The following is a 24,472-nucleotide window of genomic DNA, read 5'->3' as shown; positions in this document are numbered from 1 at the left end:
AAGTAGTAAATTAAGATGGAATGAAATTAGTCTTTTGGTGTATACGCCATAGTTCCAATACTTATTTTAACATTACTTGTTTTTAATAATTCATTCACACAAGCTTCAAGCGTTGCACCAGTTGTAATTACATCATCAACTAGTAAAACATGTTTCTTTTCAAAAACTTTAGTGTCAGTAATTTTAAACTTTGTTTTACTATTAGAAAATCGTTCAAACCGTTGTTTTAATGTTTGTGTTTCAGCTATTGAAGTTCTAATAAGAATATCTGGCTTATATGTGATATTTAAAATTTTGCTTAACGTTTCACCAAACATAGTAACTTGGTTGTAGCCTCTTTCTTTAAGTTTTTTAATATGTAATGGTACAGGAACAATATAATCCACATCATTAAAAACAGCTGCTGACTTTAACCGCTCTCCAAACCAATTTCCTATAAAAACTCCTATTTCTGGTTGGTTGTTATATTTTAATTTATGAATAAGCTTTTGTGTAACTCCCCCTTTTTGATAAAAAAGAAAGGATCGTACATTCTGTACTGGTACTTTTCCGTAAAAATTTGACATTAATGTAACATTTATGTGCTCATTATCGTCTATAATTGGTAAATCGTTTTTGCAAATAGTACATAAAAAAAATTCATTTTGTAATAATGTTATTTCACATTTTATACATAGATTGGGATAAAATAAATAGAATATGTCTTTTAAAAATTGCATCTTTACAAGCCTTTTTTTCTAGAAAGATACAAAAAACAACAAAAATTATATTTTGGGTAAAAAGTTTAACTTTTTTAAAGAAGCAGTAAAAAATTACAAAACATCGGGCACTGTAGTTCCAAGTTCTAGGTACTTAGCGGCAAAAATGCTAAAAGAAATTGATTTTAAAACTGCAGAAGTAATTGTAGAATTAGGCCCAGGAAATGGAGCAATAACTCAACATATTTTAAAAAAAATTAAACCAAAAGCTGTATTAATTTGTTTTGAAATTAATGATGCTTTTTATAAAGAGTTAAAAAAAATAAAACATCCGCAATTAATTGTTTTAAAAGATTCAGCAGAAGCTATTAAATCTCAAATAGAAAAGCTAGGGTATACTAAAGCTGATTACATTGTTTCTAGCTTGCCTTTAACTATTATTCCAAAAGAAATCTCACACTCTATACTTGTAAAATCTTATAACTTCTTAAGTTACAAAGGCGCTTTTATTCAATACCAATATAGTTTAACCTATTATAAAAAATTAAAAGAGGTTTTTGGTGATGCCATTAATTTAAGTTTTGAACCTTTAAACTTTCCTCCTGCTTTTATTTACAAATGTGTTAAAAAATAAATAGTATATTAGCACGGAGCATAATAGTTCATTATAACCCCCTTAAAATGATGCTTGCCTCAAAAATAAAAAACAATGGCTTTACTGCCTTTTTGGTTTTACTAACACTTGTTATAGGTTTTTTGTCTTATCAAAATGCCAGTGACTACTCTAAACTTAAAACTGTTTTTGAGCTTAAAAAAGGAGGGTTAACAAACATTTTTAAAGACCCTAAAGAAGCAAGTTACAAGAAAAGTGAATATTCATTAAAACTAAAAAGATGAACTTCACAAAGTAATTTAGCTTAGAGACTCTATTAAAAACCTAAAAGAAGCAGACTATAGATTTATTAGATATTATAAAAAAGAACCGAAGTTCTTATTGATGAAAATGAAAAACTTTTTACTCAAATAAATCGTCTTAATATAATTAACAATAAGCTAATTTCAAAAAACGACAATGCTAAAGAAATAACCTTAAATAACAAAAAATATATGGTGCAACAATATTTTAATTACTGAATATAACAACAAACAATTATCCATGATCTCTTTTATTACATATTAACGATAAAATCAATGCAGGAACACATAATATGAATGCCTTTGTAAGTGGTATATATACAGCTAATAAATTCCTAACCTTAAAACAATAGAACTTAACTTAATCAATCCTCCTTAAATCATGAATAATCAAAAGAAGAAAAATGCTCTAATAATTGTATTGGTAATCTTATCTCTCTTATTATTTTATTACTCATTTCAGAAATCAAGTGAATATGATAATCTTCAAAACATCTTCTTAGAAGAAAAAGCTGAATTACAGCAAGATCTTGACGAAATTATTAAAGATTATACCGATGTTATAGTCGGTAAAAAACGTTTGACAGACAGACTTGAAATAGAATTAACAAAAATGAAAGTTTTAAGAGACTCAATAAAAAACTTAAAATCTAATAATTTTAGTCTCATTAAAAAATACAGAAGAAAAATTACGAGCTTAGAGCGTGAAAACAAAAAACTCTTTATTCAAATAGACTCTTTAAATGGTGCTAATGATGCTTTAGCCCAAGAAAATATAATTACTAGCGAAATTCTACAACAAAAAGATAGTGTAAACCAAACCTTAACCGAAAAAAACAAAGAACTAGAAGCTAAAGTAGCTATTGGAGGAATTATTAAAACGAGTCCTGTTAAAGCCGTAGCTATGAAAGAAAGAAGTAGTGGCAAATTAACTTCTACAGGTAGATCGAGCAGAACTGATGCTTTTAGAGTTAATTTTGATTTATTAGAGAACCCTATTACAACAGCTGGTGAAAAACGTGTATACATTCAAATTATTGATGAGAATAAAAAAGTAGTTGCTGCTAAAGGAAAAACTAACCTCAAAAACGGACAAAAAATTCAGTATACTGACTCTCTTGAAATCAACTATAACAATAATCGTTTAAGCCTTGTATCCTTAGTATTAGTAAATAGGGATGACATTAAAAAAGGAAAGTATGTTATTAGTGCTTTTGTAGACGGTATTTATTCTGGAAATACTGTAATAAGTTTACGATAAAAAGTACTTATAAAATATAACTAAAAAGTGAAGAGTTAAATTAATTCTTCACTTTTTTCTTTTTACATACCCATAGTTTAAATCCTTATTTTATTTTTGCAACATGGCAAAACAAGAAGATCAATTTAAAAAGGTATTATCGCACGCAAAAGAATACGGTTATGTATTTCAATCATCTGAAATTTATGATGGTTTAAGTGCTGTGTACGATTACGCTCAAAACGGAGTAGAGTTAAAGAAAAATATTCGTGATTATTGGTGGAAAGCAATGGTGCAAATGCATGAAAATATTGTAGGTATTGATGCATCAATACTAATGCACCCAACTACTTGGAAAGCCTCAGGTCATGTTGATGCTTTCAACGACCCCCTAATAGATAATAAAGATTCAAAAAAACGTTATAGAGCTGATGTTTTAGTTGAAGATTATAGGGAAAAAATCAACGAAAAAATTCAAAAAGATATTACTAAAGCCAAAAAACGTTTTGGTGATGCTTTTAATGAAGACGAATTTAGAAGTACAAATCCTAACGTTTTAAGACGTCAAAAGCAAATTGATGAGATTACCGTTGAACTAACTAGAGTTCAGGAAGAAAATGATTTAGAAGGGTTTAGAAACTTAATTATAGATTTAGGCATTACATGCCCTGTTTCTGGCTCAAAAAACTGGACAGAAGTTAAGCAATTTAACTTAATGTTTGGAACGCAACTTGGAGCTTCAGCTGATAGCTCAACTCAAGTATATTTACGTCCAGAAACAGCTCAAGGGATTTTTGTAAACTTCTTAAACGTACAAAAAACCGGACGTATGAAAATTCCTTTCGGAATTGCACAAACTGGTAAAGCCTTTCGTAATGAAATTGTCGCACGTCAGTTTATTTTTAGAATGCGTGAATTTGAGCAAATGGAAATGCAATTTTTTGTAAAGCCTGGAACTCAAAAAGAATGGTATGAAAAATGGAAAGACACTCGTTTAAAATGGCATATGTCTTTAGGAATGGGAGCAGAAAACTATCGTTTCCATGACCACGACAAGCTAGCACATTATGCTGATGCTGCTGCTGATATTGAGTTTAAGTTTCCTTTTGGTTTTAAAGAGCTAGAAGGAATTCATTCTCGTACTGATTTTGATTTAAGTCAACACGAAAAATTCTCTGGTAAAAAACTTCAGTACTTCGATCATGAAGACAATACTAGTTATGTACCATACGTAGTAGAAACATCTATTGGTTTAGACAGAATGTTCTTAGCTGTTTTCTCTAACTCTTTACAAGAAGAAGAACTAGAGAATGGTACTACAAGAACAGTTTTAAAACTGCCTGCTGTTTTAGCACCAACAAAAGCTGCTATTTTACCTTTAGTTAAAAAGGATGGATTACCAGAAATTGCTCGTAAAATTGTTGATGAATTAAAATGGGACTTCAATGTTGTTTATGATGAAAAAGATGCTGTAGGGCGTCGTTATCGTCGTCAAGATGCAAATGGTACTCCTTTTTGTATCACTGTAGATCATGATACTTTAGAAGACAATACTGTTACCATTCGTCATAGAGATACTATGGAGCAAAAACGAGTTAAAATAGAAGAATTAAGCAACATTATTAAACAAGATGTAGATATACGCTCTTGGTTACGAAAAATGGAAGTATAAGTCTTATAACAATAAAATAAAAATCCTAAACGTAACCGTTTAGGATTTTTATTTTTGCAGTAGCAAATAACTTTACAAGTCTTAATATTATATAAGAGCTTTAATAGTAAACTAACAGATGAAAACTATACTTAAAATATTATTCATCATCTTTTTAATTTGGATGATTGTGGGAGCTTATCTTTTAAACACAAAGCATCCTAAAGCACAAATTGTAATGGGCTTAGGTGTTTTATACATGTCCTTTATATTAATGCCTTTATTTATCTACTATAGATACAAAGATGGCAAGTATAAAAAGTATGTTATGAACTCTAATAAAGACAAAAAAAAAGCTGAAGATTAATCTTCAGCTTTTCTTAATTTTATTTATGGCGCACTATTGTAATGTAGGCGAGTAATTTGTTGGGTAATCATCTGGTTTTGCTAAACCATCTTTTCCTTCTGTAAAGTTAGATCCATACGTTGTATCAATCGCGGCTAACATTTTATTAGCCATTAATGCATATCCTCTTGCTGTTAAATGAACTCCATCTAAACCAACTAAACCTCCAGTTACTAAACTAGTGTTCATATTATAGTTTCCGAACTCTAAACCTACCGTAGACGCTTCTTGTAAAATACCTTTAAAATCTACAAAAGCCAATCCTTTTGCTTCAGCTATAGATTTAATAGTATTGTTATAAGAGTCTGTAGCTGTTTTAACTCTTGTCACTTCATCTTGAGTTAACACCCATTTATCTTCAAGAGGCAAAGAAACTCCCTCAACAGAAAACTGTCCTGCTAATTGTTGTGGTAAACCTTGTGACATTAAAAAACCAACTGAGTTCGTATTTACAGTACCAATGATAGTACTGCTAGGTAATACTAATAAATCTTCTTCAGTCGCTTGTCTTGCTTGGCCGTAATAAGTTCCTAATAATCCAGCTACTTTTTGTAATGTAGTCGCGTCTGTAGGTAAACCAAAACTAGCTACAAAAGGTGGAAAAGTAGGACTTGCTAATAAAGCTCCTATAATTTGAGCTGTTTTATCTTCTAATGATTCATCTTTAATAACTACTGGACTTGCAGCATCTGTTGCAAATACTATAGATCTTTCAGGAACTCCTATAGCTTGAAAAACTCCATTAATTGCCCCAAAAACGTTATTTAACGTTGGTATCTGCGCTCCAAAATCAGGATTGCTTGGATCTAGAGGTGCATAAGGTACCGTAGTGAAGTAAGGTAACGAAGTAACATAAGGTAAATTAGCTACGACTCCTTTTGCTCCACTCGCAGTTAAAGCATCAACAGTTCCTGAAAAAACAGAAGCAAAAACATTTGAATTTGTAATATCATTTACTCCATATGTAGCAGGATTTAAATTCTCTGTTTCATTATGATCTTCTCCTGCTCCTCCAGCAATAGAATATCCTAATACATCATTCCCGCCAATTTCAGATAACGTAAAAAATGTTGGTTGTTGCATTAGCACATCTTGCATAACACTTGCCATTGGTGCAGAAGCCATTCTTACATAGTAGGGATTCGCATTAGGTAAAGCAACTAACGCTCCGTAGCCTTCTACTCCTAAATGGAAACTTTTTAATCCTGGTACACCCATATTGCTGTAAGGTCCAGCTTGTATATTACCTATTTCTGTAGTTGGCACCGCTGATAACCTTGTAGGCCCTGATCCATTAAAATAAAATCTTGGTTCAGCTTTTTCCTCACCGTTTATTAAAAAACCACCTATATTATCGTTCATTAAAGGTTGTGTAAAACTTCCACCGCCTACCATAGCAAACTTATTAGCTAAAATGTTTGGAAAAGAATTTTCTTGAGATGCTTTGAATAAAGCCCCATCAGTGAAACCTGCTGTAAAAGAAGCTCCTATTGACACATATTTAGAAAAATCTGCACTACCTGCTTGCAATGCTATTGTACTCTCTGCTTCACCTTTAATTTCTGGTAATGTATTATCTACATCACAGGCGGCAAAACCTAAAAATAATGCAGATAAAAAAGTATATTTAATTGTATTTTTCATTGTTTCTTTTTTTAGTTATTGATAGTCCAAGAAATATAGTACTGAGAACCTACTGCTCCTACTCCTGGTGCACTTAAATATTCTTTTCCTGTTAAATTAGACCCTCCTACTTTAAATACTGATTTAATTGAAGGAACAGAATAGTTAATCTGAGCATCTAATACTGTTCTTTCTTCTACATTTCCTTCTAGGAATGTAGACTGCCAATAAAATTCATTTTGCCAACGAGCACTTATATTAAACCCAAAGTTTTCAAATAAATTTGGATGTCCAAATTGCATCTTAACCTTATGCTCTGGAGTATTAAATCCAGCTTCAAAATCAGGGTCTGCAGCTTGATCAAAATCAAATCTAGACCATGTATAGCTTAACCCAACATCAAACCCATTAAACACTTTAGTATTTAATCCTAAACCTAACCCATAAGAATCTACATCAACAGTTGAGTTTGTCTTTACACTAAAAGTTCTCACTAAATCTCTATTAGTTAGGTTATTTACTGTAACAGGTGTATTTGGGTCTACTAATACAACTACATCTTTATTTGAAATAAAGTCAGAATACATATTATAATATGTACTAAAATCAATGGTTAACTTGTTTTCTCCTAATGGAAGAGCAGCACGATAACCAACCTCAAAAGACTTTACTTTTTCTGGTTCTACTAAATCAGTTGTTGCTAGTGTAGGATTTCCATTTGCAATTGAGTTCGCTGAATATCCTCTATCAAATACATCTTGACCTGTTAAAACAAAACTTCCTGTTGTTGTTATTGCTGGTGCAGAAAAACGCCCAATATTGTCTGGTGCTGTTCCTAAGATAAACCCTGCTCCAGTTGCTAAACCTATATACTGGTCTTGTGTTGTTGGGTTACGAAAACCTGTTTGGAAAGATGCTCTAAAGTTATGGTTCTTATTTTCTCCTGCTGCATACGCTAATGAAACTCTTGGTGTAAAGTTTCCATCAAAGTTATCTGATTTATCATAACGAATAGACCCAGTAAACTTTAAACGGTCATCCATCATTTTCTTTTGAATTTGAGTATAAATCCCATATTCACCATATTTAATTGGACCATCACTATCTGTATAAATAGTTCCATAAGAATTTAATCTATATTGTCTATAAGACCCACCTACTTGAACTTCTGCCCAATCAATATAGTCACGTAAATTTAAATTCCCATCTGCATGATAATAACTTGTATTGTCTCTAAACTTTGAACCTGTTAATAAATCAGAATCTGAAGTTACTTCATTAAACAGCCTTGTAAACTCTGCTGAACCTGGTTCTGGTCTTCCTGTGTCAGCTACCGCTCTCGCCACTTCGTGAGAACCAGACACTAAATATGCTTTTGCATATTCACCAAACCAATTGGTATTAGGTTTCCATTTACTATTTATGTTAATTGCAGCGAAACGAGTGTCATACGAATCTCCTGCATCTTCTCCTGCATAATATCCTCTTATGAAAAAGTTTTTACCTCTTACTTCTAATTTATGTTGTTCCATAAAGAAGTTAGCTAAATTATAACGGTTTTGACCTTGATAAATAGTGTTACCTCTACCATATTTAGAGTTCCAAATTATTTCAACACGGTCATTTCCTAACGGACGATAGTGAATAGCTCCATTGAATTTTACACTTTTAGCTTCGTTAGACATTAAGTCTACTTCTCTATACCCTGTTCTACTTACTTGCCCGATAGCTCCGCCTAAATTAACAGAAACCTCATCTCCATATACATTCACTCCATCATAGTTTGGGTTGTCATTATGACTGGTTCCAGGAATATATGTACCCCCAATACCAGTAGTATTTCTGTAATCAGTTGCATGCCATTCTTCACCCTTTAAAAATGAAAAACTAGCTTTAGCTGCGAAATAATCATCAAAAGCATGTGCCATTTTAATAGTAGCATCATAATAACCATTATCTCCTGCTGCTTCTTGACTTGTTAAACCAGTCTTTAAACCAACACTAATTCCTTGTTCATTAAACGGATTCTCACTACGCATTAACATGATACCGTTAAATGCATTGGCACCATATAAAGCCGAAGCTGCTCCAGGTAAAATTTCAACACTTTTAACATCTACTTCAGAAATCCCTAATAAATTTCCAATCGCAAAGTTTAGTGCTGGAGAAGCATTATCCATTCCATCAACCAACTGCACAAAACGCTCATTACCAAACGTAGCAAAACCACGTGTATTTACCGTTTTAAAAGTTAGACCACCAGAGTTAATATCAACTCCTTTTAAGTTCTCTAACCCATCATAATACGATGCTGAGGCAGTATTTTTAATTGCTCTTGAATCAAAACGCTCAATTGTTACTGGAGATTCCATAACACGCTCTGGAGTTCTCGAAGCCGATATAACTACTTCATCTAAAGAAGTAGCATTTTCTGTTAAACTAACCTCAACAACTTGATTGTTTTTTGTTATTTCAACTGTTTTAGTTTGATATCCTAAAGAAGAGATTTCAATGGTAAACGGAGGGATATCTGTTACTGTCATAGTAAACTTACCATCAAAGTCAGTAGAAGTTCCTACTGATTTTCTCGAAACCTTAATGTTTGCCCCTGGTAATGGTTCACCAAGAGATGCATCATTGACCGTACCTGTAATGGTAGTCTGAGCAACCATTATTGCAGTACCAAATAGCACAAATGCAACAAGTAATAGTTTTTTCATCATAATGTAAAATAATTTGTTAACTGTAGTGCAAAATACAATTTTTTTTCATTTGCGAAATATTTAGCTTCTTTTTTTATAATTATACTAATTTAAAGAGACTAACTTTATCAATACTTAATTTTATTTTTATTTTTTAATTTATTATTATTCGTTTCATACAAATTGTATTTTTGCTTAAATTTATTTGTAGCCTTGGAAATTATATATTCTATTTTTGATCTTATTCCTACTCAAAAAACTATGGTAACTATTGGTACTTTTGATGGGGTTCACATTGGGCATCAAAAAATTATAAAAAAATTGGTTGATGAAGCAAGGTCTAACAATAAAAAATCAGTGCTATTAACATTTTTTCCTCATCCAAGAATGGTGTTACAAAAAGATGTTTCTATTAAGTTGATTAACACCATTAACGAAAGAGCACAACATCTTGAAAAACTAGGGTTAGATTATTTAATTATCCATCCTTTTAGTAAAAAGTTTTCAAGGCTTACTGCTTTAGATTTTGTTCGTGATATCTTAGTTAACCAACTAAATATTTCAAAACTGATTATTGGATATGATCATCATTTTGGAAAAAACAGAGAGGGTAATATCGAACAATTAACAGAGTACTCTCAACTATATGATTTTATAGTTGAAGAAATTCCTGCACAAGATATTGATGAAGTAGCTGTTAGTTCTACCAAAATTAGAAAAGCACTTGCAGATGGGCATTTAAAAACTGCTAATAATTATTTAGGATATAATTTTTCACTTACTGGAAAAGTTGTAAACGGAAAACAGTTAGGTGGAAAAATAGGTTTTCCTACAGCAAATATTAATGTACCTGAGGACTATAAATTAATTCCTAAAACAGGTGTTTACATTGTAAAATCTATGATTGACAACAATATTGTTTATGGAATGATGAATATTGGTAACAGACCAACGGTAAACGGTAAACACCAAACAATTGAAGTGCATTATTTCGACTTCAATAAAAATTTATATGGTAAAGAATTGACAATCGAACTACTTTACTATTTAAGAAACGAGCAAAAATTCGATTCTGTATCTGATTTAATTTATCAGCTAAAAAAAGACAAGCAAAATTCAATACTCTTTTTAAAAAGTTAATTCTTTTAAAACCTTTATAATGACAGGCTTGTCATTACGTAATTCATATTTTTTAAGAGTTTGTAGTTTGTATCAAATAAGAATGATGCTAAAAAAGAGATAATCTTAAAAAGGTAGCCCTTTCTGTAAAAAGTTTATAAAGAAGTATATCATATTACTGCAAGCAAATTTTATATTAATACTAGAATACAAATGGCTAGAATAAAACAAATATTACCATTACTACCCTTAAAAAATATGTGATTATTTTAATATTACGCTATCAGATTTTTTTATGATGTTCGAAAAAATTTAGTACACAAAACACATTGCTTAAGTCTACTGCTTCTTTTATCTTTGTATTTCCTTAAAAATTAAAAAGATGTTACAGGTTCAGTTTATTAGAGAAAACAAACAAACTGTTTTAGAGGGTTTAGCAAAACGTAATTTTGCAAATGCCCAAACAATTATTGAAGAAGTATTAACTGCTGATGAAACGCGAAGAACTACACAAGTTTCTTTAGATAATATTTTAGCTGAATCAAACAAAATATCCAAAGAAATTGGAGGTCTTTTTAAATCTGGTAAAGTTGATGAAGCTAATCAATTAAAAGAAAAAACAGGGGACTTAAAAGAGCAATCTAAACAATTAACCGAAGAGTTAAATGCTGCCGCAGACAAACTAAACGAGCTATTATACCAAATCCCTAACATTCCTCACCCTTCAGTAAAAGCAGGAAAGAATGAAGAGGATAATGAAGAAGTTTTTAAAGAAGGAATTATACCTAATTTAGGAGACAATGCCCTACCTCATTGGGAATTGGCTAAGAAATATGATATTATTGATTTTGATTTAGGCGCTAAAATTACTGGAGCTGGTTTTCCTGTATATAAAGGAAAAGGAGCTCGTTTACAACGTGCTTTAATTAATTATTTCTTAGATAAAAATACTGCTGCTGGTTATAACGAAGTACAAGTTCCATATTTAGTGAACGAAGCTTCTGGTTTTGGAACAGGTCAACTACCTGATAAAGAAGGGCAAATGTATCATGTAACTGGTGATGATTTGTACTTAATTCCAACTGCTGAAGTTCCAGTAACTAATATCTTTAGAGGTGATTTGGTAAAAGAAACCGATTTGCCAATTGCAGTTACAGGTTACACTCCTTGTTTCCGTCGTGAAGCTGGAAGTTACGGAGCACATGTTCGTGGTCTAAATCGTTTACACCAGTTTGACAAGGTAGAAATTGTTCGTGTGGAACACCCTAGCAATTCTTACAATGCTTTAAATGGAATGGTAGAACATATTAAAGAAATTTTACGCGAATTAAAATTACCATATCGTATTCTACGTTTGTGTGGTGGAGATACAGGTTTCACTTCTGCTCTAACATTCGATTTTGAATTATACTCAACAGCACAAGAGCGTTGGTTAGAAATTAGTTCGGCTTCTAATTTTGAAACTTTTCAAGCAAATCGTTTAAAGCTACGTTTTAAAAACAAGGAAGGAAAGAGCCAACTAGCACACACTTTAAATGGAAGCTCTTTAGCTTTACCACGAGTATTAGCAGGTATTTTAGAAAACTATCAAACTGAGAGTGGTATTAAAATTCCAGAAGTACTAGTTCCTTATTGTGGTTTTGATATGATTGATTAATCAATATTTGATTTCAAAATAAAAAAACCCAAGCCTCAATTAAGATGCTTGGGTTTTTAAATTAATTAATCCCCATTAAAAAATATGTTTAGTTGGCAACCACAGCTACCATTAGTCTCTTGTATTTGTTCATTTCTAACAATGCTTCAAAGTATTGAGTTATTTGACCTTTTCTCATATACTCATTTGCGTTTTGTTTTGCCATCTCGTATTGTGTCGAAAAATTTCTCATAGTTTACATTGTTTAGTTATTCTATTAACAAGACAAAGTTCGTGCCAAAATGTTACACAGATTTTCAAAAAACTAACTCTTTTAATAGTATTTTAACAATTATGTTCTGTATTTTTGATAGATGAGAAAAGTTGTTTTTTTATTTAATCTACTAATTTTTAACTTGTTTTGTCAAGCTCAACAAAACGATTTTATTATTGCTGAAAATTATTTTAGAAATAATGAATATGAAAAAGCAATTCAGTTGTATAAAAAATTGTACAATCAAAGCCCATACAACACTACCTATTTACAAAAATTAATCACATCCTATCAGGAAACTGAACAATATATCACCGCTGAAAACTTACTTACTCAAAAATTAAAAGAAAAACCCAATTTATCATACCTATATGTAATACTTGGTTATAATTTTGAACGTCAAGAAAAAACTAAAGATGCTAATGAAAATTACCAAAAAGCAATTACATCTATCAATAAAAAAGCAAACTATGGTTCTTTAATTGCTGGATTGTTTAAAAACTACAGTAAGTTAGATCTAGCCATTGAAGCTTTTAATAAAACAATGGAAATCAACCCTAAAGCTAATTACGGATTTCAACTGGCACAGATTTATGGTGAAAAAGGAAATTTTGAACAAATGTTTGAGTCGTATATTAATTTGGTAGATAAAAATGAAAACTACCTAAATAATGTTAAACGCTATGCAGGAAGGTATTTAACTGACGATAAAGAAAATGAAAACAATATTTTATTTAAAAAAGCTCTATTACGAAAATCAATAAGCAACCCAAAAGACATCTGGAATGATTTACTTTCTTGGTTGTTTATTAGGCAAAAACAATATAACAAAGCCCTTATTCAAAACAAAGCATTACTTGCAAGAGACCCAGATAATTTGGATAAAATTAACAGTTTGGGTAAAATAGCTCTAGAAAACAAAGACTATGAAACCGCTAAAGAGTGTTTTCATCTTGTTATTGAAAAAACTAATTATCCTAAAGATAAGTTTAAAGCGATAAACAATAACTTAAAAATAGCTGTCGCAACAAGCCAACCTGATATAGATGAACGTTTTAATACTATTTTTAAAGAATACGGAATTAACTCCAAAACTCTTTTCACACAAATAGAATATGCTAATTATTTAACTTTTACAAAAAACAACCCAAAAAAAGCAGCTGTTATTTTAGAGAATGCACTAACATTTACTAGTTCAAATCTTATGAAAGCTACAATAAAGTTGAAAGTTGGTGATGTTTTTGTTTTTATGGGTAAATTTAATAAAGGGTTAATTTACTTTTCTCAAGTTCAAACACTATTTAAAAATCATTACATAGGTCAAGAAGCTCGTTTTAAGGTAGCACAAGCTTCTTATTTTAAAAATGACTTTACTTGGGCAAAGGCTCAACTAAAGGTTTTAAAAGGATCAGCTACACAACTCATTGCTAACGATGCTGCTGATTTATTCTTAACAATTTCAGACAATGAACCTAAAGATAGTACTGACACAGGCTTAAAAGAATATGCTAAAGCCGATTTATTAACTTATCAAAATAAAACCGATGAAGCAATTACTATTTTGAACAACTTAATTACTAATTATAAAGGTCAACCAATTGAAGACGAAGCCTTGTTCAAACAAGCTCAATTATTTATTAAAAAAAAGCAGTACGACCAAGCTATTTTGAATTATGATAAGATAATAACCCTAGATCCCAAAGGGATATATGTTGATGATGCTTATTATAACTTAGCTGAAGTGTATAATTATGAATTAAACAATTCAGAAAAAGCAAAAGAATACTATCAGAAAATAATTTTTGACCATCCTGCGAGCATCTATCTCGTAGAAGCTCGAAAAAAGTATAGAAAACTAAGAGGAGATGACGTTTAACTCCTTAATTTTGCTGAATTATTTATTTTTTATAAATATCATAACGCTTAATAAAGTCAATCATGTACATATATAACGTAACAATAAATATAGATGAAAGTATTCATGCAGAATGGTTAACTTGGATAGAAAGTCATATACCTGAAGTATTAGCAACAGGGCATTTTTTAAGTGCAAAAATGACTCAAGTTCTGGTTGAAGAAGAAATGGGTGGAATTACTTACTCTATTCAATATACTGCCAAAACACGTGAAGATTTAGATAATTACTATAAACACAGTGCAGAAAAACTACGTAATGATGGTATGAAAAAATTTGCTGATAAAATGCTGGCCTTTCGTACTGAATTAAAAGTAGTTAATGAGTTTTTTCCAGCAGTGAACAGCAACTAAATTTATTATAACAAGAAATTATCTTAATAACTACAACTGCTATTGGTGGAAGGTAAGACATAACAACTCTGGAAATGAACCTTAAGAAACTATTAGTGAAATGGGTTTTGGACTAGTGTTTATAGCATTAAAATTACAAACCAAGTAAGTAGATACTTCAAAAAATGACCGTAAGAGCAAAAAAACACTTAGGACAACATTTTTTAAACGATGAAAACATCGCTAAGAAAATCGCCGATTCGTTAACAGAAAACGGATATGATAACGTATTGGAAATTGGTCCTGGAATGGGAGTTCTTACTAAATATTTGTTAGGAAAAAAGCCAAAAATTACGGTGATGGAGTTAGATTCTGAGTCAGTTACCTATTTACAAAAAACCTTTCCTGTTGAACATTTTAAATTAAATACTTCAAAAGAAAAATTTACCATTATTGAAGGTGATTTTTTAAAAAAGAACTTTATTGAAATCTTTAACAGACAACAAGTAGCTATTATAGGGAATTTCCCATACAATATATCTTCTCAAATAGTTTTTAAAGCTATTGAAAATCGTGAGTTTGTTCCAGAGTTTTCAGGAATGTTTCAAAAAGAAGTTGCTCAACGAATTGCTGAAAAAGAAGGAAGTAAAGTTTACGGAATTCTATCTGTACTAACACAGGCTTTTTATGATGTAGAATACTTATTTACCGTACCGCCTTCAGTCTTCAATCCACCTCCAAAAGTAGATTCTGGAGTTATTAGGTTTATACGAAAAGAAAATTATACTCTTCCTGTTGATGAAAAATTATTTTTTAGAGTAGTAAAAACTGCTTTCAATCAACGAAGAAAAATGTTGCGTTCTAGTTTAAAATCTTTCAATCTTTCGGATACCTTAAAAGAAGACCCTATATTTGCGATGCGTCCCGAACAATTATCGGTACAAAAATTCATTGAGTTGACACAAAAAATAGTTCAAAACAATAGTTAGGAGTTTATTTTAAATAAAACATGTCTTCTTTTTGAATTAGATTCTGGAATATTCAAATCTCAATTATCGAGCAAAATTGCACACGATGGCATTAGAAATCACTAAAGACTTATTAGAAAACGTACAAGAACTCATCCAAAACCAAAAAGACACCGCTCTTTCTGAGGTTTTTTCAGACATTCACTATGCCGATATTGCTGAAGTTATAGATGAACTCTCTTTTGAAGAGGCCGTTTATATTATTCGTTTATTAGATAGTGAAACGACTTCAGATGTATTAATGGAAGTTGATGAGGAAGTTCGTGAAAAAGTTTTTGAACAGCTTTCTGCAAAAGAAATTGCCGAAGAGATTGACGAACTTGATACCGATGATGCTGCTGATGTTATTGCCGAACTTCCTGAAGAACGAAAACAAGACGTTATTCAGAAAATTGAAGACCGTGAGCATGCTAAAGAAATTGTAGAATTATTAAGGTATGATGAAGATTCTGCTGGTGGTTTGATGGCAAAAGAGCTTGTAAAAGTTAATGAAAACTGGAATGTACTTACTTGTGTAAAAAAAATGCGCCAACAAGCCGAAGAAGTTACTAGAGTTCATTCTATTTATGTAGTAAATGATGAAGGGAAATTAAAAGGTCGTTTGTCGTTAAAAGATCTATTAATGGCATCTACTCGTGCTAAAATTTCTGATGTATATATTCCTAAAGTAGACTTTGTCAATGTTCATGATAAAGCAGAAGATGTAGCCAATATAATGCGTAAATATGATTTAGAGGCTATTCCTGTAGTAGATGAATTGGGAGTTTTAGTTGGAAGAATTACCATTGACGATATTGTCGATGTAATAAAAGAAGAGGCTGAAAAAGATTACCAGTTAGCCGCGGGTATTACCCAAGATGTTGACTCCGAAGACAGTATTCTACAGTTAACTAGAGCTCGACTACCATGGTTGTTCTTAGGCTTAATAGGAGGTATTGGAGCGGCGAGAATTATGGGGTTTTTTGAAGGTGCTTTAGAAGAAAATGCAATTCTTTTTATGTTTACCCCTCTTATTGCTGCTATGGCAGGTAATGTAGGGGTTCAATCATCTGCGATAATCGTACAAGGGCTAGCTAATGATGATGTAAAAGGAAGTGTTTCTAGTCGCTTACTCAAGGAAATGTCTCTAGCTGCTGTTAACGGACTTGTTTTAGCTATTATTTTATTTTTCTTTGTATGGGTTTGGAAATCAGATATAATTATTGCTACTGCTATTTCAATCTCTCTTTTTGCTGTAATTATAGTTGCTGGTTTAGTAGGTACTTTTATTCCTTTGTTTTTAGACAAGAAAGGCATTGATCCTGCAATTGCAACTGGTCCTTTTATTACGACCAGTAATGATATTTTTGGGATTTTAATCTATTTTTGGATAGCAAAAATAATTATTGGTTTTTAATCAGTTGACTCTACCTTCTCAATTAGGTTATCAATCTTACTTTTAGGAATAAATCCTTTCAGCATTAATACAGCTCCAAAAACGATTAATAGCACACCCATTCCTCTTTTTATTCGGTAAATAACTAATGGCGTCAACTTACTTTTCAGCTGTTTTGCAAGTAGTATTTTCCCTAAATCTGTAATAGCATATCCTACTATTACCGTTCCAAAATACCAAACTAAGTACTTCGGATTCATATCGTATGTAGGTCCTATTACCACAATTAATCCTAACCAAAAGGCTAATACTCCTATATTGATAAAGTTTAAGAAAAAACCTTTAAATAATAGTTTTAAGTAATTATTACTTTCTAACAACATTACATCAGGGGCTTTCGCTTCTTTTTTATTATTTTTTTCTAAGTAGGTAATTAACCCGTAAACGATAAGTACCAACCCACCAATAAGAAACAAACGTGGATCATCTTTTATTTTTTCTAGTAAACTTCTACTTCCAAAATAAGCTATTAACATAAAAGAAATATCTCCTAAAATCACTCCTATATCAAAAGAAATAGCAGCTCTAGCTCCTTTTAAAATACTAGTTTTGATTAGCATAAAAAAAACAGGGCCAATCATAAAAGCCATGAAAACACCTACAAAAAATGCGCTTTTAAAGTCGTAAAAATCCATTCTATAAAGTTACGTTTTTACCTATACATCATCAAAATCTACGACAACTTTCTGTGTTGTTGGATGCGCTTGACAAGTAAGTACCAAACCTTCTTCTAACTCTCCATCAGTTAAAATGGAGTTTTTAGTCATAACAGCTTTACCTTCAGTAATTTTTGCAATACAACTACTACAAACCCCTCCTTGACAAGAATAAGGAGCATCTAATTTATTTCTTAAACTAGCAGCTAAAATCGTATCGGTTTGCTTCATTGTAAAACTAGTTTCTTGATCATCTAGTAATACTGTAATTTCCGCTTCTCCTTCTTTAATCTGGTCTGTGTTTTCATCAGTAGTTGAAGCTGTAAATAACTCAAAATAAATAACCTTTTTATCAAGTCCGTTTTCTTCTAGGGTCTCAGAAGCTAGCTCAATCATTTCTTCTGGCCCACATAAAAAGGCTGCATTAAAAGAAGTTTCTTTATAAAGGTTCTTTACAAAATAATTTACATGTCCTCTATCAATTCTACCAAACAAAGTGTTTTCCTGACGCTCTCTACTATACACATAATGCAAGTTAAATCGTTTAGGATATTCTTGTTGTAATAAGTTCAAATCATTGTAAAAAATAGTAGTATCAATACTTCTATTTCCGTACACTAAAGTAAATGTTGACAAGGAATCCTCTAAAACTGACTTAATCATTGATAAAACAGGCGTTATTCCACTCCCTGCTGTAAATGCAATGTAATTTTTATTGTCTTCTGGAGTTAACGTAAATTTTCCCTCTGGTACTGCTACCTCTAGTTCATCTCCCTCTTTTAATTGAGTGGTTGCAAACGTTGAAAATTTTCCATTTTCTACAGCTTTCACCGCTACTTTTAATTGATTGCTTTTTGGTGATGCACAAATAGAATAAGCTCTACGCACTTCCTCACCTTGTATTGTTGCTTTTAATGTAATGTATTGCCCTGCAATAAATTGAAATTTGTCCTTTAAGTCTGCAGGAACATTAAAAAGAATGGAAACAGCATCTTTCGTTTCCTTTATTATTTGTTGTATTGTTAGTTTATAAAAAGTACTCATGTAATCAAATTTGAAATGCAAAAATAACAAACTCAACACGAACAAAAGTTAGGGTTAATATAAAATATATACCTAAGATTTTTATACATAAGAAAATTATGTATATTTGTATACCTAAGAATCTTAGGGTAAAATTTCGAACTTATGGGAAATCAGAAATTATATAAAGGTTCTTTACAAACTATTATTTTGAAATTATTAGCTCAAAATGATAAAATGTACGGATACGAAATCACTCAAAGGGTAAAAGAACTTACCAAAGGAGAATTGAAGATTACTGAGGGGGCTTTGTACCCTGCTTTGCACAAACTAGAGGCAGAAGGCTTGTTAGACGTTGAAGTTGCTAAGGTTGGTAATCGCTTACGTAAGTATTACAAGCTTACCGAAAGTGGCACTAAAGAAACAGTAAATCGTCTTTCTGAGATGCAAGGGTTTTTAAATACCATGCAACAACTAGTAAACCCTAAATTTAGTTTAGAGTAATTTTTTAACTATGGAGTTAACAAAAGAACAAATCAAAAAAATTGACACCCGTCTAAAAATAAAAGGTATTAAATATTGGGATCTACGTGTTGAAATGGTAGATCATATTGTTTCTGATATTGAAGAAAATGCAACAACTAATGACTTTAAAATAGAACTAGAAAAATCTTTAAAAAAGTTAGGATGGCAAGAAAGTTTACGTAAAGAAAATCAAGAGGGATGGAAAAATGTTAATACAAAGTATAGAAGAAAATATTATAAAGAAATTATACGCTTTTTTAAATCCTTTAAAAACACTCTTTCTTTTGTTTTACTTGCGTTTCTTTATTATTTCATTTCAAAACAAATGAATCATTATACTTTTTCAAAAGTAAGTATCTCATTATTTCTTTTACTTATAATTCCTTTTCTTTTAATCACTACAAAGCAATTATTAAAATCTTATGGAAGGTCTGTAAACTTAGACTATGGAACATTCTATTTTTCTTTTCCTTTTCTTATAGTTAATCTTCCTTTACAATTTATCAAAGAATCATCTGAAAATTTTCAAAAACTATTTTTCCTCATCTTCATTCCCTTGTTTTATGTTATAACCTATACGGGATATAAAGTTTATAAAACTGCCATAATTAAAGTTGAGAAAATGAAAAAAGAATTAGCTTTATGAAACTAACCGACCAACATATAGAGCAACTCTACAGGTTTACACGTCAACACTACGTAGAACATTACGACGTACAAACTGAATTGGTAGATCACCTAGCCAACGATATTGAACAAATTTGGGAAGAAACACCAATACTTACTTTTGAACAAGCACGTGACAAGTCTTTTAAAAAATTTGGTGTCTTTGGATTTATGGATGTTGTTGAGGAAAAGCAAAAACAACTTGGAAAAAAATATAGAAAAGTACTCTGGAAGTATGTTAAAGAGTGGTTTAAACTTCCTAAAATAATACTTACAGCAAGTATCTTTCTTTTCTTTTACTATTTCATACAAATTCCTATGGGTGTTTATATTGTTGGCGGTTCTCTTTTTATATTGGCTATACTTGACCTATTATTTGTGACTAAACTGAAAAAGGAATTTAATAAAAGAACTAAAAAAAACAATAAAAAATGGATGTTTGAAGATATGATTTTTAACGTAGCTTCTTTTGGAGGTATTATGGTTGCCTCTAATCTACCCCAAGTATTTAATCATATAGAAAAAACTCCTTCTAATTTAGGAGCATTGCTAATTTCTTTAATACTAACTTTAACAATAATATACTCTTACATTACGCTTATAGTAATCCCAAAAAAAGCTGAAGAACTTCTCGAAGAGCAGTATCCTGAATATAAATTTGCTAACAGTTAAGCCAACAGCAATCTAAAACTACTTTTTCCCTTCAACCACAACAACAATCTCACCTTTGGCTGGTTTTTCAGTATAATATGCTAACACTTCTTTTACACTTCCTCGCTTGGTTTCTTCAAACAATTTTGTTAATTCTCTAGAAACCGATATTTGTCTATCCTCTCCAAAATACTCTGCAAAATTTGCAAGTGTTTTTAGTAGTTTGTGTGGACTTTCATAAAAAATTATCGTACGAGTTTCTTCTGCCAAGAACTTTAAACGAGTTTGACGTCCTTTTTTCACAGGTAAAAATCCTTCAAATACAAATTTATCATTCGGCAACCCAGAGTTTACCAATGCAGGTACAAAAGCAGTAGCTCCTGGTAAACTCTCTACATCAATACCATGCTGTATACATGCTCTAGTTAATAAGAAACCAGGGTCAGAAATAGCAGGTGTTCCAGCATCAGAGATTAATGCAAAAGTTTCACCACTTTGTAAACGTTTTACAATGGTATCAACCGTTTTATGTTCATTGTGCATATGATGCGATTGCATTGGAGTAGCAATATCATAGTGTTTTAACAATTTACCACTCGTGCGTGTATCTTCAGCTAAAATATAATCTACTTCTTGTAAGACTTTTAACGCTCGCAGCGTAATGTCTTCTAAATTTCCAATCGGTGTGGGCACCAAGTACAATTTGCTCATACAACAAAACTACAAAGTTTTTAGTCTAAAAAGTTAGGAATCTCTACCTTTTTGTACTTTTGCTATATGTCGAACGACCTATTGAAAAACATTCAAATTCCTGCTGATTTACGTAAGTTAACATCAGAAGAATTACCACAGCTCGCCCAAGAATTGCGTGAGTTTATTATTGATGTGGTTGCTACAAAAGAAGGGCATTTAGGTGCAAGTTTAGGTGTGGTAGAACTCACCATCGCTCTCCATTATTTATTTGATACCCCAAACGATTTGTTAGTTTGGGATGTGGGACATCAAGCATACGGACATAAAATTTTAACAGGAAGAAAAGATGTTTTTCATACCAATCGTCAGTTCGACGGTATTTCAGGCTTTCCTAAGCGCTCAGAAAGTGAATATGATACTTTTGGAGTTGGTCACTCCTCTACAGCGATTTCAGCTGCTTTAGGAATGGCTATTGCTTCAAAGTTGCAGGGAGTTAAAAAACATCATATAGCTGTGATTGGAGATGCTTCTATAGCAAGTGGAATGGCTTTTGAGGCTTTAAACCATGCAGGAGATACTAACGCAAACCTCTTAGTTATTTTAAACGATAATGCTATTGGGATTGACCCTTCCGTAGGTGCTTTAAAAGATTATTTGACAAAAATTAAAGCTCCTCGATTAGAAATTGAGCAGCATAATATTTTTGAAGCTCTTAACTTTGATTACTCGGGACCAATTGATGGGCATAATTTTGAAGAATTACTACGTGAATTAGATCGATTAAAAAAGATTCAAGGCCCTAAGTTTTTACATGTAATTACCACCAAAGGGAAAGGGTTACGACAGGCAGAACAAGATCAGGTAAAATACCATGCACCTGGGAAATTTGATAAAATTTCTGGTGATGTACTTCCTAAAGAAGCAAGTAAATATACCAAATATCAAGATGTCTTTGGGAAAACTATTGTTGAGCTAGCGCAACAAAACGAAAAAATTGTAGGGATTACTCCTGCAATGTTAACAGGAAGTTCGTTAAAATTTATGTTGGAAGCTTTTCCTGATAGAACTTTTGATGTTGGTATTGCCGAACAACATGCGGTAACCTTAGCTGCGGGTATGGCTACCCAAGGGTTAATTCCTTTTTGTAATATCTACTCTACCTTTTTACAACGCGCTTTCGATCAAGTAATTCATGATGTAGCCTTGCAAAAATTACCTGTAATTTTCTGTCTTGATAGAGCGGGATTGGTTGGTGAAGATGGAGCAACGCATCACGGAGTTTTTGATTTGGCCTATTTAAATTGTATACCTAACCTAATCGTATTTGCTCCTTGTAACGAAATTGAGCTACGTAACATAATGTTTACCGCTCAACAAGGATTGGAACATCCGATTGCGATTCGGTATCCGAGGGGCAAAGGAAAATTAGAGCAATGGAACCTTCCTTTTGAAAAGATTGAAATCGGAAAAGGAGCTTGTTTAAAAGAAGGAAATCAAATAGCAGTATTATCTATAGGAACAATAGCCGATAACGTTTCTGAAGCTTTAAATCTGTTTAAAAACAAAGAAGTCGTCGCACATTACGACTTACGTTTTGTAAAACCTTTAGATGAACAACTTTTAGAGAGCGTTTTCGAAAAATTTGATACTATTATTACTATTGAAGATGGTACTATCAAAGGCGGGTTTGGAAGTACTGTGTTAGAATATGCTTCCGAAGTAAATTATCAAGGAAAAATTAAACTATTAGGAGTTCCTGATGAGTTTATACATCATGGCACAATTCAACAATTGCAAGAAATTTGTGGAATAGATGTTAATTCAATTAAAAAAACAATTCAAGATTTATTATAAAAAGAAAAGCGAATCAAATTGGTTCGCTTTTTAACTCTTCATTTCCTTGGGTATAATCACCTCCACTCATCACCGTTAGTCCATTACCATCCTTCAAAGTCCAAGAAGTTTCATAAGAATATTTATCAAACGTAATTGTTACGTTTACACCCTCATATTCTGGAGTCTCTCCTCCTCCATTATCAGGAGATTCTGTACTATAAGTAACCATCAGTTTTAGAACAATAGCACTACTTCCATTGTATGATTCAGCTGTTCGTTCTCCTGTTCCAGAAATATAAAACAGCATTGAATTACCTGTTGCCCAATTAGACTTGTTTACAACATATTGTACTAATGGTTTTAAACCTGGTGTTCTTTGTGCTGTTTCAAATGCTCCAACAGAGCTCCAAGAACTAGGATTCCAAGCAACCGATTGACTATTATAACTTCTTGAAGTAATATTATAGCTTTGAGAAGTAATATTTGGTGCATTTGACGAATCTTGAATTTTAAATGATGTACTTACCGAATTTGTTTCATCTGTAGTAAATTGTGTAAATGGGTTTTGATTTGAAACAGCACCTACACTACTTGTATTATCTACTTTAATTGTTCTAATTTCTATTTTAGATTCTTCAACAAAAATCCATTTAAACTGATTAAAAGTACTCGCGTCTCTTGTCCAGTTTTTTGAATCATTGGATAAACGCAACGGTGCACCCCAGTAACCTTCTCCTACATAAACGGTTCCGTTAACATCGTCTCTTACAAACCCTTCATCACAATTACTTCCAGTTGAACAAGGTTTTACTGGCCATGTTGTTTTTACGATATGAGAATCTGATTCAAATACTAAATTCACTCCTTTGTCATAAAATAATTGAGACTAACTAGCGTATTCATCATTTCCTTCTGATTTTGATGATACGTGTGGACGCATAGGTTTGTGGTATTGGGAAGATTTCTAAATAGAATTGTTAGCATTCAACCTTTGACTCAACCATGAATACTGAGTACCACCAGCAGAAATCTCTAAGTTCAGCGTATAAATTATTTCCGAGTGTGATATCATAATAAACATTTGTTGAAGGAACATTAAATAAGTTATAGATATTATTATTAGATCCTTCATGGTTTCCTCTTGTTGACGCTATAGGAAACATTCTACCATCACTTGCAGTATTATATTGCCATTCAGAATTAGAATCTCCATTAGTCATGTCTCCTACAAAAAATACCGTCGTTGGTTTTAATTTAGAAACTAATAAATTAGCACCTCTTCTTGGTGTTCTGTTGTTTCTTGAATCACTACCTGCAATAAATGACATTTTATCATTGGTACTTGGAACAGATTTAAATCAAAATCGACTACTTACACCTTCGCTGTCTTTAATTACAAAATTTAACTAAAAAGAGTTCTAAAAAACTTAGCTTCTGCTTAATTTTTT

24 protein-coding genes are annotated in these 24,472 nt (G+C 31.7%); 15 read left to right on the top strand and 9 right to left on the bottom strand.

Going from position 1 to position 24,472, the window contains the following annotated elements; all coding sequences use genetic code 11:
* Window positions 1-26: 26 nt before the first annotated feature.
* Window positions 27-566: a ComF family protein gene (locus ACKTSW_RS12830; protein ID WP_408025645.1), complete on the bottom strand. Its 540-nt coding sequence runs from the start codon at window positions 564-566 to the stop codon at window positions 27-29.
* 205 nt (window positions 567-771) lie between these two features.
* Here ACKTSW_RS12830 and ACKTSW_RS12825 point away from each other — a divergent pair, with 205 nt between their 5' ends.
* The 5 genes from ACKTSW_RS12825 (at window position 772) to ACKTSW_RS12805 (ending at window position 4,871) form a co-directional block, all read left to right on the top strand.
* Window positions 772-1,332, top strand: coding sequence for a class I SAM-dependent methyltransferase (locus ACKTSW_RS12825; protein ID WP_408025644.1), 561 nt, complete (start codon window positions 772-774; stop codon window positions 1,330-1,332).
* 47 nt (window positions 1,333-1,379) lie between these two features.
* On the top strand, window positions 1,380-1,595 hold the full coding sequence (locus ACKTSW_RS12820; protein WP_408025643.1) for a hypothetical protein: 216 nt from the start codon (window positions 1,380-1,382) through the stop codon (window positions 1,593-1,595).
* A 400-nt stretch (window positions 1,596-1,995) separates the two neighbouring features.
* Window positions 1,996-2,874, top strand: a complete 879-nt coding sequence (locus ACKTSW_RS12815; RefSeq protein WP_408025642.1) for a hypothetical protein — start codon at window positions 1,996-1,998, stop codon at window positions 2,872-2,874.
* Between the two features lie 103 nt (window positions 2,875-2,977).
* On the top strand, window positions 2,978-4,525 hold the full coding sequence (locus tag ACKTSW_RS12810; RefSeq protein WP_408025641.1) for a glycine--tRNA ligase: 1,548 nt from the start codon (window positions 2,978-2,980) through the stop codon (window positions 4,523-4,525).
* Window positions 4,526-4,643: 118 nt separating this feature from the next.
* Window positions 4,644-4,871 carry a hypothetical protein gene (locus ACKTSW_RS12805; RefSeq protein ID WP_408025640.1) on the top strand — a complete coding sequence of 76 codons (228 nt, stop codon included), beginning with the start codon at window positions 4,644-4,646 and terminating at the stop codon, window positions 4,869-4,871.
* 33 nt (window positions 4,872-4,904) lie between these two features.
* Here ACKTSW_RS12805 and ACKTSW_RS12800 read toward each other — a convergent pair whose 3' ends face one another.
* Window positions 4,905-6,554, bottom strand: a complete 1,650-nt coding sequence (locus ACKTSW_RS12800) for a G-D-S-L family lipolytic protein (protein WP_408025639.1) — start codon at window positions 6,552-6,554, stop codon at window positions 4,905-4,907.
* 11 nt (window positions 6,555-6,565) lie between these two features.
* Window positions 6,566-9,256, bottom strand: coding sequence for a TonB-dependent receptor (locus tag ACKTSW_RS12795; RefSeq protein WP_408025638.1), 2,691 nt, complete (start codon window positions 9,254-9,256; stop codon window positions 6,566-6,568).
* 192 nt (window positions 9,257-9,448) lie between these two features.
* Between ACKTSW_RS12795 and ACKTSW_RS12790 the strand changes: the two genes are divergently transcribed.
* Window positions 9,449-10,375 carry a bifunctional riboflavin kinase/FAD synthetase gene (locus ACKTSW_RS12790; RefSeq protein ID WP_408025637.1) on the top strand — a complete coding sequence of 309 codons (927 nt, stop codon included), beginning with the start codon at window positions 9,449-9,451 and terminating at the stop codon, window positions 10,373-10,375.
* A gap of 361 nt (window positions 10,376-10,736) precedes the next feature.
* Window positions 10,737-12,011, top strand: coding sequence for a serine--tRNA ligase (gene serS, locus ACKTSW_RS12785; protein ID WP_408025636.1), 1,275 nt, complete (start codon window positions 10,737-10,739; stop codon window positions 12,009-12,011).
* 88 nt (window positions 12,012-12,099) lie between these two features.
* Here the strand turns inward: serS and ACKTSW_RS12780 are convergent, their stop codons facing one another.
* The gene (locus ACKTSW_RS12780) at window positions 12,100-12,243 is read right to left on the bottom strand and encodes a hypothetical protein (RefSeq protein WP_408025635.1); all 144 of its coding nucleotides are present in this window, start codon (window positions 12,241-12,243) and stop codon (window positions 12,100-12,102) included.
* Between the two features lie 163 nt (window positions 12,244-12,406).
* Here ACKTSW_RS12780 and ACKTSW_RS12775 point away from each other — a divergent pair, with 163 nt between their 5' ends.
* The 4 genes from ACKTSW_RS12775 (at window position 12,407) to mgtE (ending at window position 16,935) form a co-directional block, all read left to right on the top strand.
* Window positions 12,407-14,140, top strand: a complete 1,734-nt coding sequence (locus ACKTSW_RS12775; RefSeq protein ID WP_408025634.1) for a tetratricopeptide repeat protein — start codon at window positions 12,407-12,409, stop codon at window positions 14,138-14,140.
* 62 nt (window positions 14,141-14,202) lie between these two features.
* Window positions 14,203-14,532 (top strand): DUF4286 family protein, encoded by a 330-nt coding sequence (locus tag ACKTSW_RS12770; RefSeq protein WP_408025633.1) that lies wholly within the window; start codon window positions 14,203-14,205, stop codon window positions 14,530-14,532.
* 164 nt (window positions 14,533-14,696) lie between these two features.
* On the top strand, window positions 14,697-15,500 hold the full coding sequence (gene rsmA / locus ACKTSW_RS12765; protein ID WP_408025632.1) for a 16S rRNA (adenine(1518)-N(6)/adenine(1519)-N(6))-dimethyltransferase RsmA: 804 nt from the start codon (window positions 14,697-14,699) through the stop codon (window positions 15,498-15,500).
* A gap of 85 nt (window positions 15,501-15,585) precedes the next feature.
* Complete coding sequence (gene mgtE, locus ACKTSW_RS12760; protein WP_408025631.1) at window positions 15,586-16,935, top strand: magnesium transporter; 1,350 nt, start codon at window positions 15,586-15,588, stop codon at window positions 16,933-16,935.
* Here mgtE and ACKTSW_RS12755 read toward each other — a convergent pair.
* Window positions 16,932-17,609 (bottom strand): LysE family translocator, encoded by a 678-nt coding sequence (locus ACKTSW_RS12755; protein ID WP_408025630.1) that lies wholly within the window; start codon window positions 17,607-17,609, stop codon window positions 16,932-16,934. The genes mgtE and ACKTSW_RS12755 overlap by 4 nt on opposite strands.
* 21 nt (window positions 17,610-17,630) lie before the next feature.
* Window positions 17,631-18,674 (bottom strand): 2Fe-2S iron-sulfur cluster-binding protein, encoded by a 1,044-nt coding sequence (locus tag ACKTSW_RS12750; protein ID WP_408025629.1) that lies wholly within the window; start codon window positions 18,672-18,674, stop codon window positions 17,631-17,633.
* Between the two features lie 144 nt (window positions 18,675-18,818).
* On the opposite strand from ACKTSW_RS12750, the gene ACKTSW_RS12745 reads away from it, so the two are divergent.
* The 3 genes from ACKTSW_RS12745 to ACKTSW_RS12735 are packed head-to-tail and all read left to right on the top strand — an operon-like array spanning window position 18,819 to window position 20,516.
* On the top strand, window positions 18,819-19,157 hold the full coding sequence (locus tag ACKTSW_RS12745; protein ID WP_408025628.1) for a PadR family transcriptional regulator: 339 nt from the start codon (window positions 18,819-18,821) through the stop codon (window positions 19,155-19,157).
* 10 nt (window positions 19,158-19,167) lie between these two features.
* A complete protein-coding gene (locus ACKTSW_RS12740; protein ID WP_408025627.1) occupies window positions 19,168-19,824 on the top strand; it encodes a hypothetical protein in 657 nt (218 codons plus the stop codon).
* Complete coding sequence (locus ACKTSW_RS12735; protein ID WP_408025626.1) at window positions 19,821-20,516, top strand: hypothetical protein; 696 nt, start codon at window positions 19,821-19,823, stop codon at window positions 20,514-20,516. Before ACKTSW_RS12740 ends, ACKTSW_RS12735 begins: the two co-directional genes overlap by 4 nt.
* An 18-nt stretch (window positions 20,517-20,534) precedes the next feature.
* Here the strand turns inward: ACKTSW_RS12735 and rsmI are convergent, their stop codons facing one another.
* Entirely contained in the window at window positions 20,535-21,206 is a 672-nt protein-coding gene (rsmI, locus tag ACKTSW_RS12730; protein ID WP_408025625.1) for a 16S rRNA (cytidine(1402)-2'-O)-methyltransferase, read from the bottom strand.
* A gap of 66 nt (window positions 21,207-21,272) precedes the next feature.
* Here rsmI and ACKTSW_RS12725 point away from each other — a divergent pair, with 66 nt between their 5' ends.
* Entirely contained in the window at window positions 21,273-23,042 is a 1,770-nt protein-coding gene (locus tag ACKTSW_RS12725) for a 1-deoxy-D-xylulose-5-phosphate synthase (RefSeq protein WP_408025624.1), read from the top strand.
* A gap of 13 nt (window positions 23,043-23,055) precedes the next feature.
* Here ACKTSW_RS12725 and ACKTSW_RS12720 read toward each other — a convergent pair whose 3' ends face one another.
* Window positions 23,056-23,886 (bottom strand): hypothetical protein, encoded by an 831-nt coding sequence (locus tag ACKTSW_RS12720; RefSeq protein WP_408025623.1) that lies wholly within the window; start codon window positions 23,884-23,886, stop codon window positions 23,056-23,058.
* 115 nt (window positions 23,887-24,001) lie between these two features.
* Window positions 24,002-24,352: a metallophosphoesterase gene (locus tag ACKTSW_RS12715; protein ID WP_408025622.1), complete on the bottom strand. Its 351-nt coding sequence runs from the start codon at window positions 24,350-24,352 to the stop codon at window positions 24,002-24,004.
* Window positions 24,353-24,472 lie beyond the last annotated feature (120 nt).

The organism is Tenacibaculum sediminilitoris, from assembly GCF_964513795.1.
Classification (GTDB): Bacteria; Bacteroidota; Bacteroidia; order Flavobacteriales; family Flavobacteriaceae; genus Polaribacter; species Polaribacter sediminilitoris.
This window is presented reverse-complemented; position numbering and strand designations above follow the sequence as displayed.

Bases quoted from the DNA above. Each gene is read 5' to 3' on its own strand.
- ACKTSW_RS12830 (WP_408025645.1), bottom strand. From the start codon at position 566: ATGTCAAATTTTTACGGAAAAGTACCAGTACAGAATGTACGATCCTTT.
- ACKTSW_RS12820 (WP_408025643.1), top strand. From the start codon at position 1,380: ATGATGCTTGCCTCAAAAATAAAAAACAATGGCTTTACTGCCTTTTTG.
- ACKTSW_RS12815 (WP_408025642.1), top strand. From the start codon at position 1,996: ATGAATAATCAAAAGAAGAAAAATGCTCTAATAATTGTATTGGTAATC.
- ACKTSW_RS12810 (WP_408025641.1), top strand. From the start codon at position 2,978: ATGGCAAAACAAGAAGATCAATTTAAAAAGGTATTATCGCACGCAAAA.
- ACKTSW_RS12805 (WP_408025640.1), top strand. From the start codon at position 4,644: ATGAAAACTATACTTAAAATATTATTCATCATCTTTTTAATTTGGATG.
- ACKTSW_RS12800 (WP_408025639.1), bottom strand. From the start codon at position 6,554: ATGAAAAATACAATTAAATATACTTTTTTATCTGCATTATTTTTAGGT.
- ACKTSW_RS12795 (WP_408025638.1), bottom strand. From the start codon at position 9,256: ATGATGAAAAAACTATTACTTGTTGCATTTGTGCTATTTGGTACTGCA.
- serS (WP_408025636.1), top strand. From the start codon at position 10,737: ATGTTACAGGTTCAGTTTATTAGAGAAAACAAACAAACTGTTTTAGAG.
- ACKTSW_RS12780 (WP_408025635.1), bottom strand. From the start codon at position 12,243: ATGAGAAATTTTTCGACACAATACGAGATGGCAAAACAAAACGCAAAT.
- ACKTSW_RS12770 (WP_408025633.1), top strand. From the start codon at position 14,203: ATGTACATATATAACGTAACAATAAATATAGATGAAAGTATTCATGCA.
- rsmA (WP_408025632.1), top strand. From the start codon at position 14,697: ATGACCGTAAGAGCAAAAAAACACTTAGGACAACATTTTTTAAACGAT.
- mgtE (WP_408025631.1), top strand. From the start codon at position 15,586: ATGGCATTAGAAATCACTAAAGACTTATTAGAAAACGTACAAGAACTC.
- ACKTSW_RS12755 (WP_408025630.1), bottom strand. From the start codon at position 17,609: ATGGATTTTTACGACTTTAAAAGCGCATTTTTTGTAGGTGTTTTCATG.
- ACKTSW_RS12750 (WP_408025629.1), bottom strand. From the start codon at position 18,674: ATGAGTACTTTTTATAAACTAACAATACAACAAATAATAAAGGAAACG.
- ACKTSW_RS12745 (WP_408025628.1), top strand. From the start codon at position 18,819: ATGGGAAATCAGAAATTATATAAAGGTTCTTTACAAACTATTATTTTG.
- ACKTSW_RS12740 (WP_408025627.1), top strand. From the start codon at position 19,168: ATGGAGTTAACAAAAGAACAAATCAAAAAAATTGACACCCGTCTAAAA.
- ACKTSW_RS12735 (WP_408025626.1), top strand. From the start codon at position 19,821: ATGAAACTAACCGACCAACATATAGAGCAACTCTACAGGTTTACACGT.
- rsmI (WP_408025625.1), bottom strand. From the start codon at position 21,206: ATGAGCAAATTGTACTTGGTGCCCACACCGATTGGAAATTTAGAAGAC.
- ACKTSW_RS12725 (WP_408025624.1), top strand. From the start codon at position 21,273: ATGTCGAACGACCTATTGAAAAACATTCAAATTCCTGCTGATTTACGT.
- ACKTSW_RS12715 (WP_408025622.1), bottom strand. From the start codon at position 24,352: ATGTCATTTATTGCAGGTAGTGATTCAAGAAACAACAGAACACCAAGA.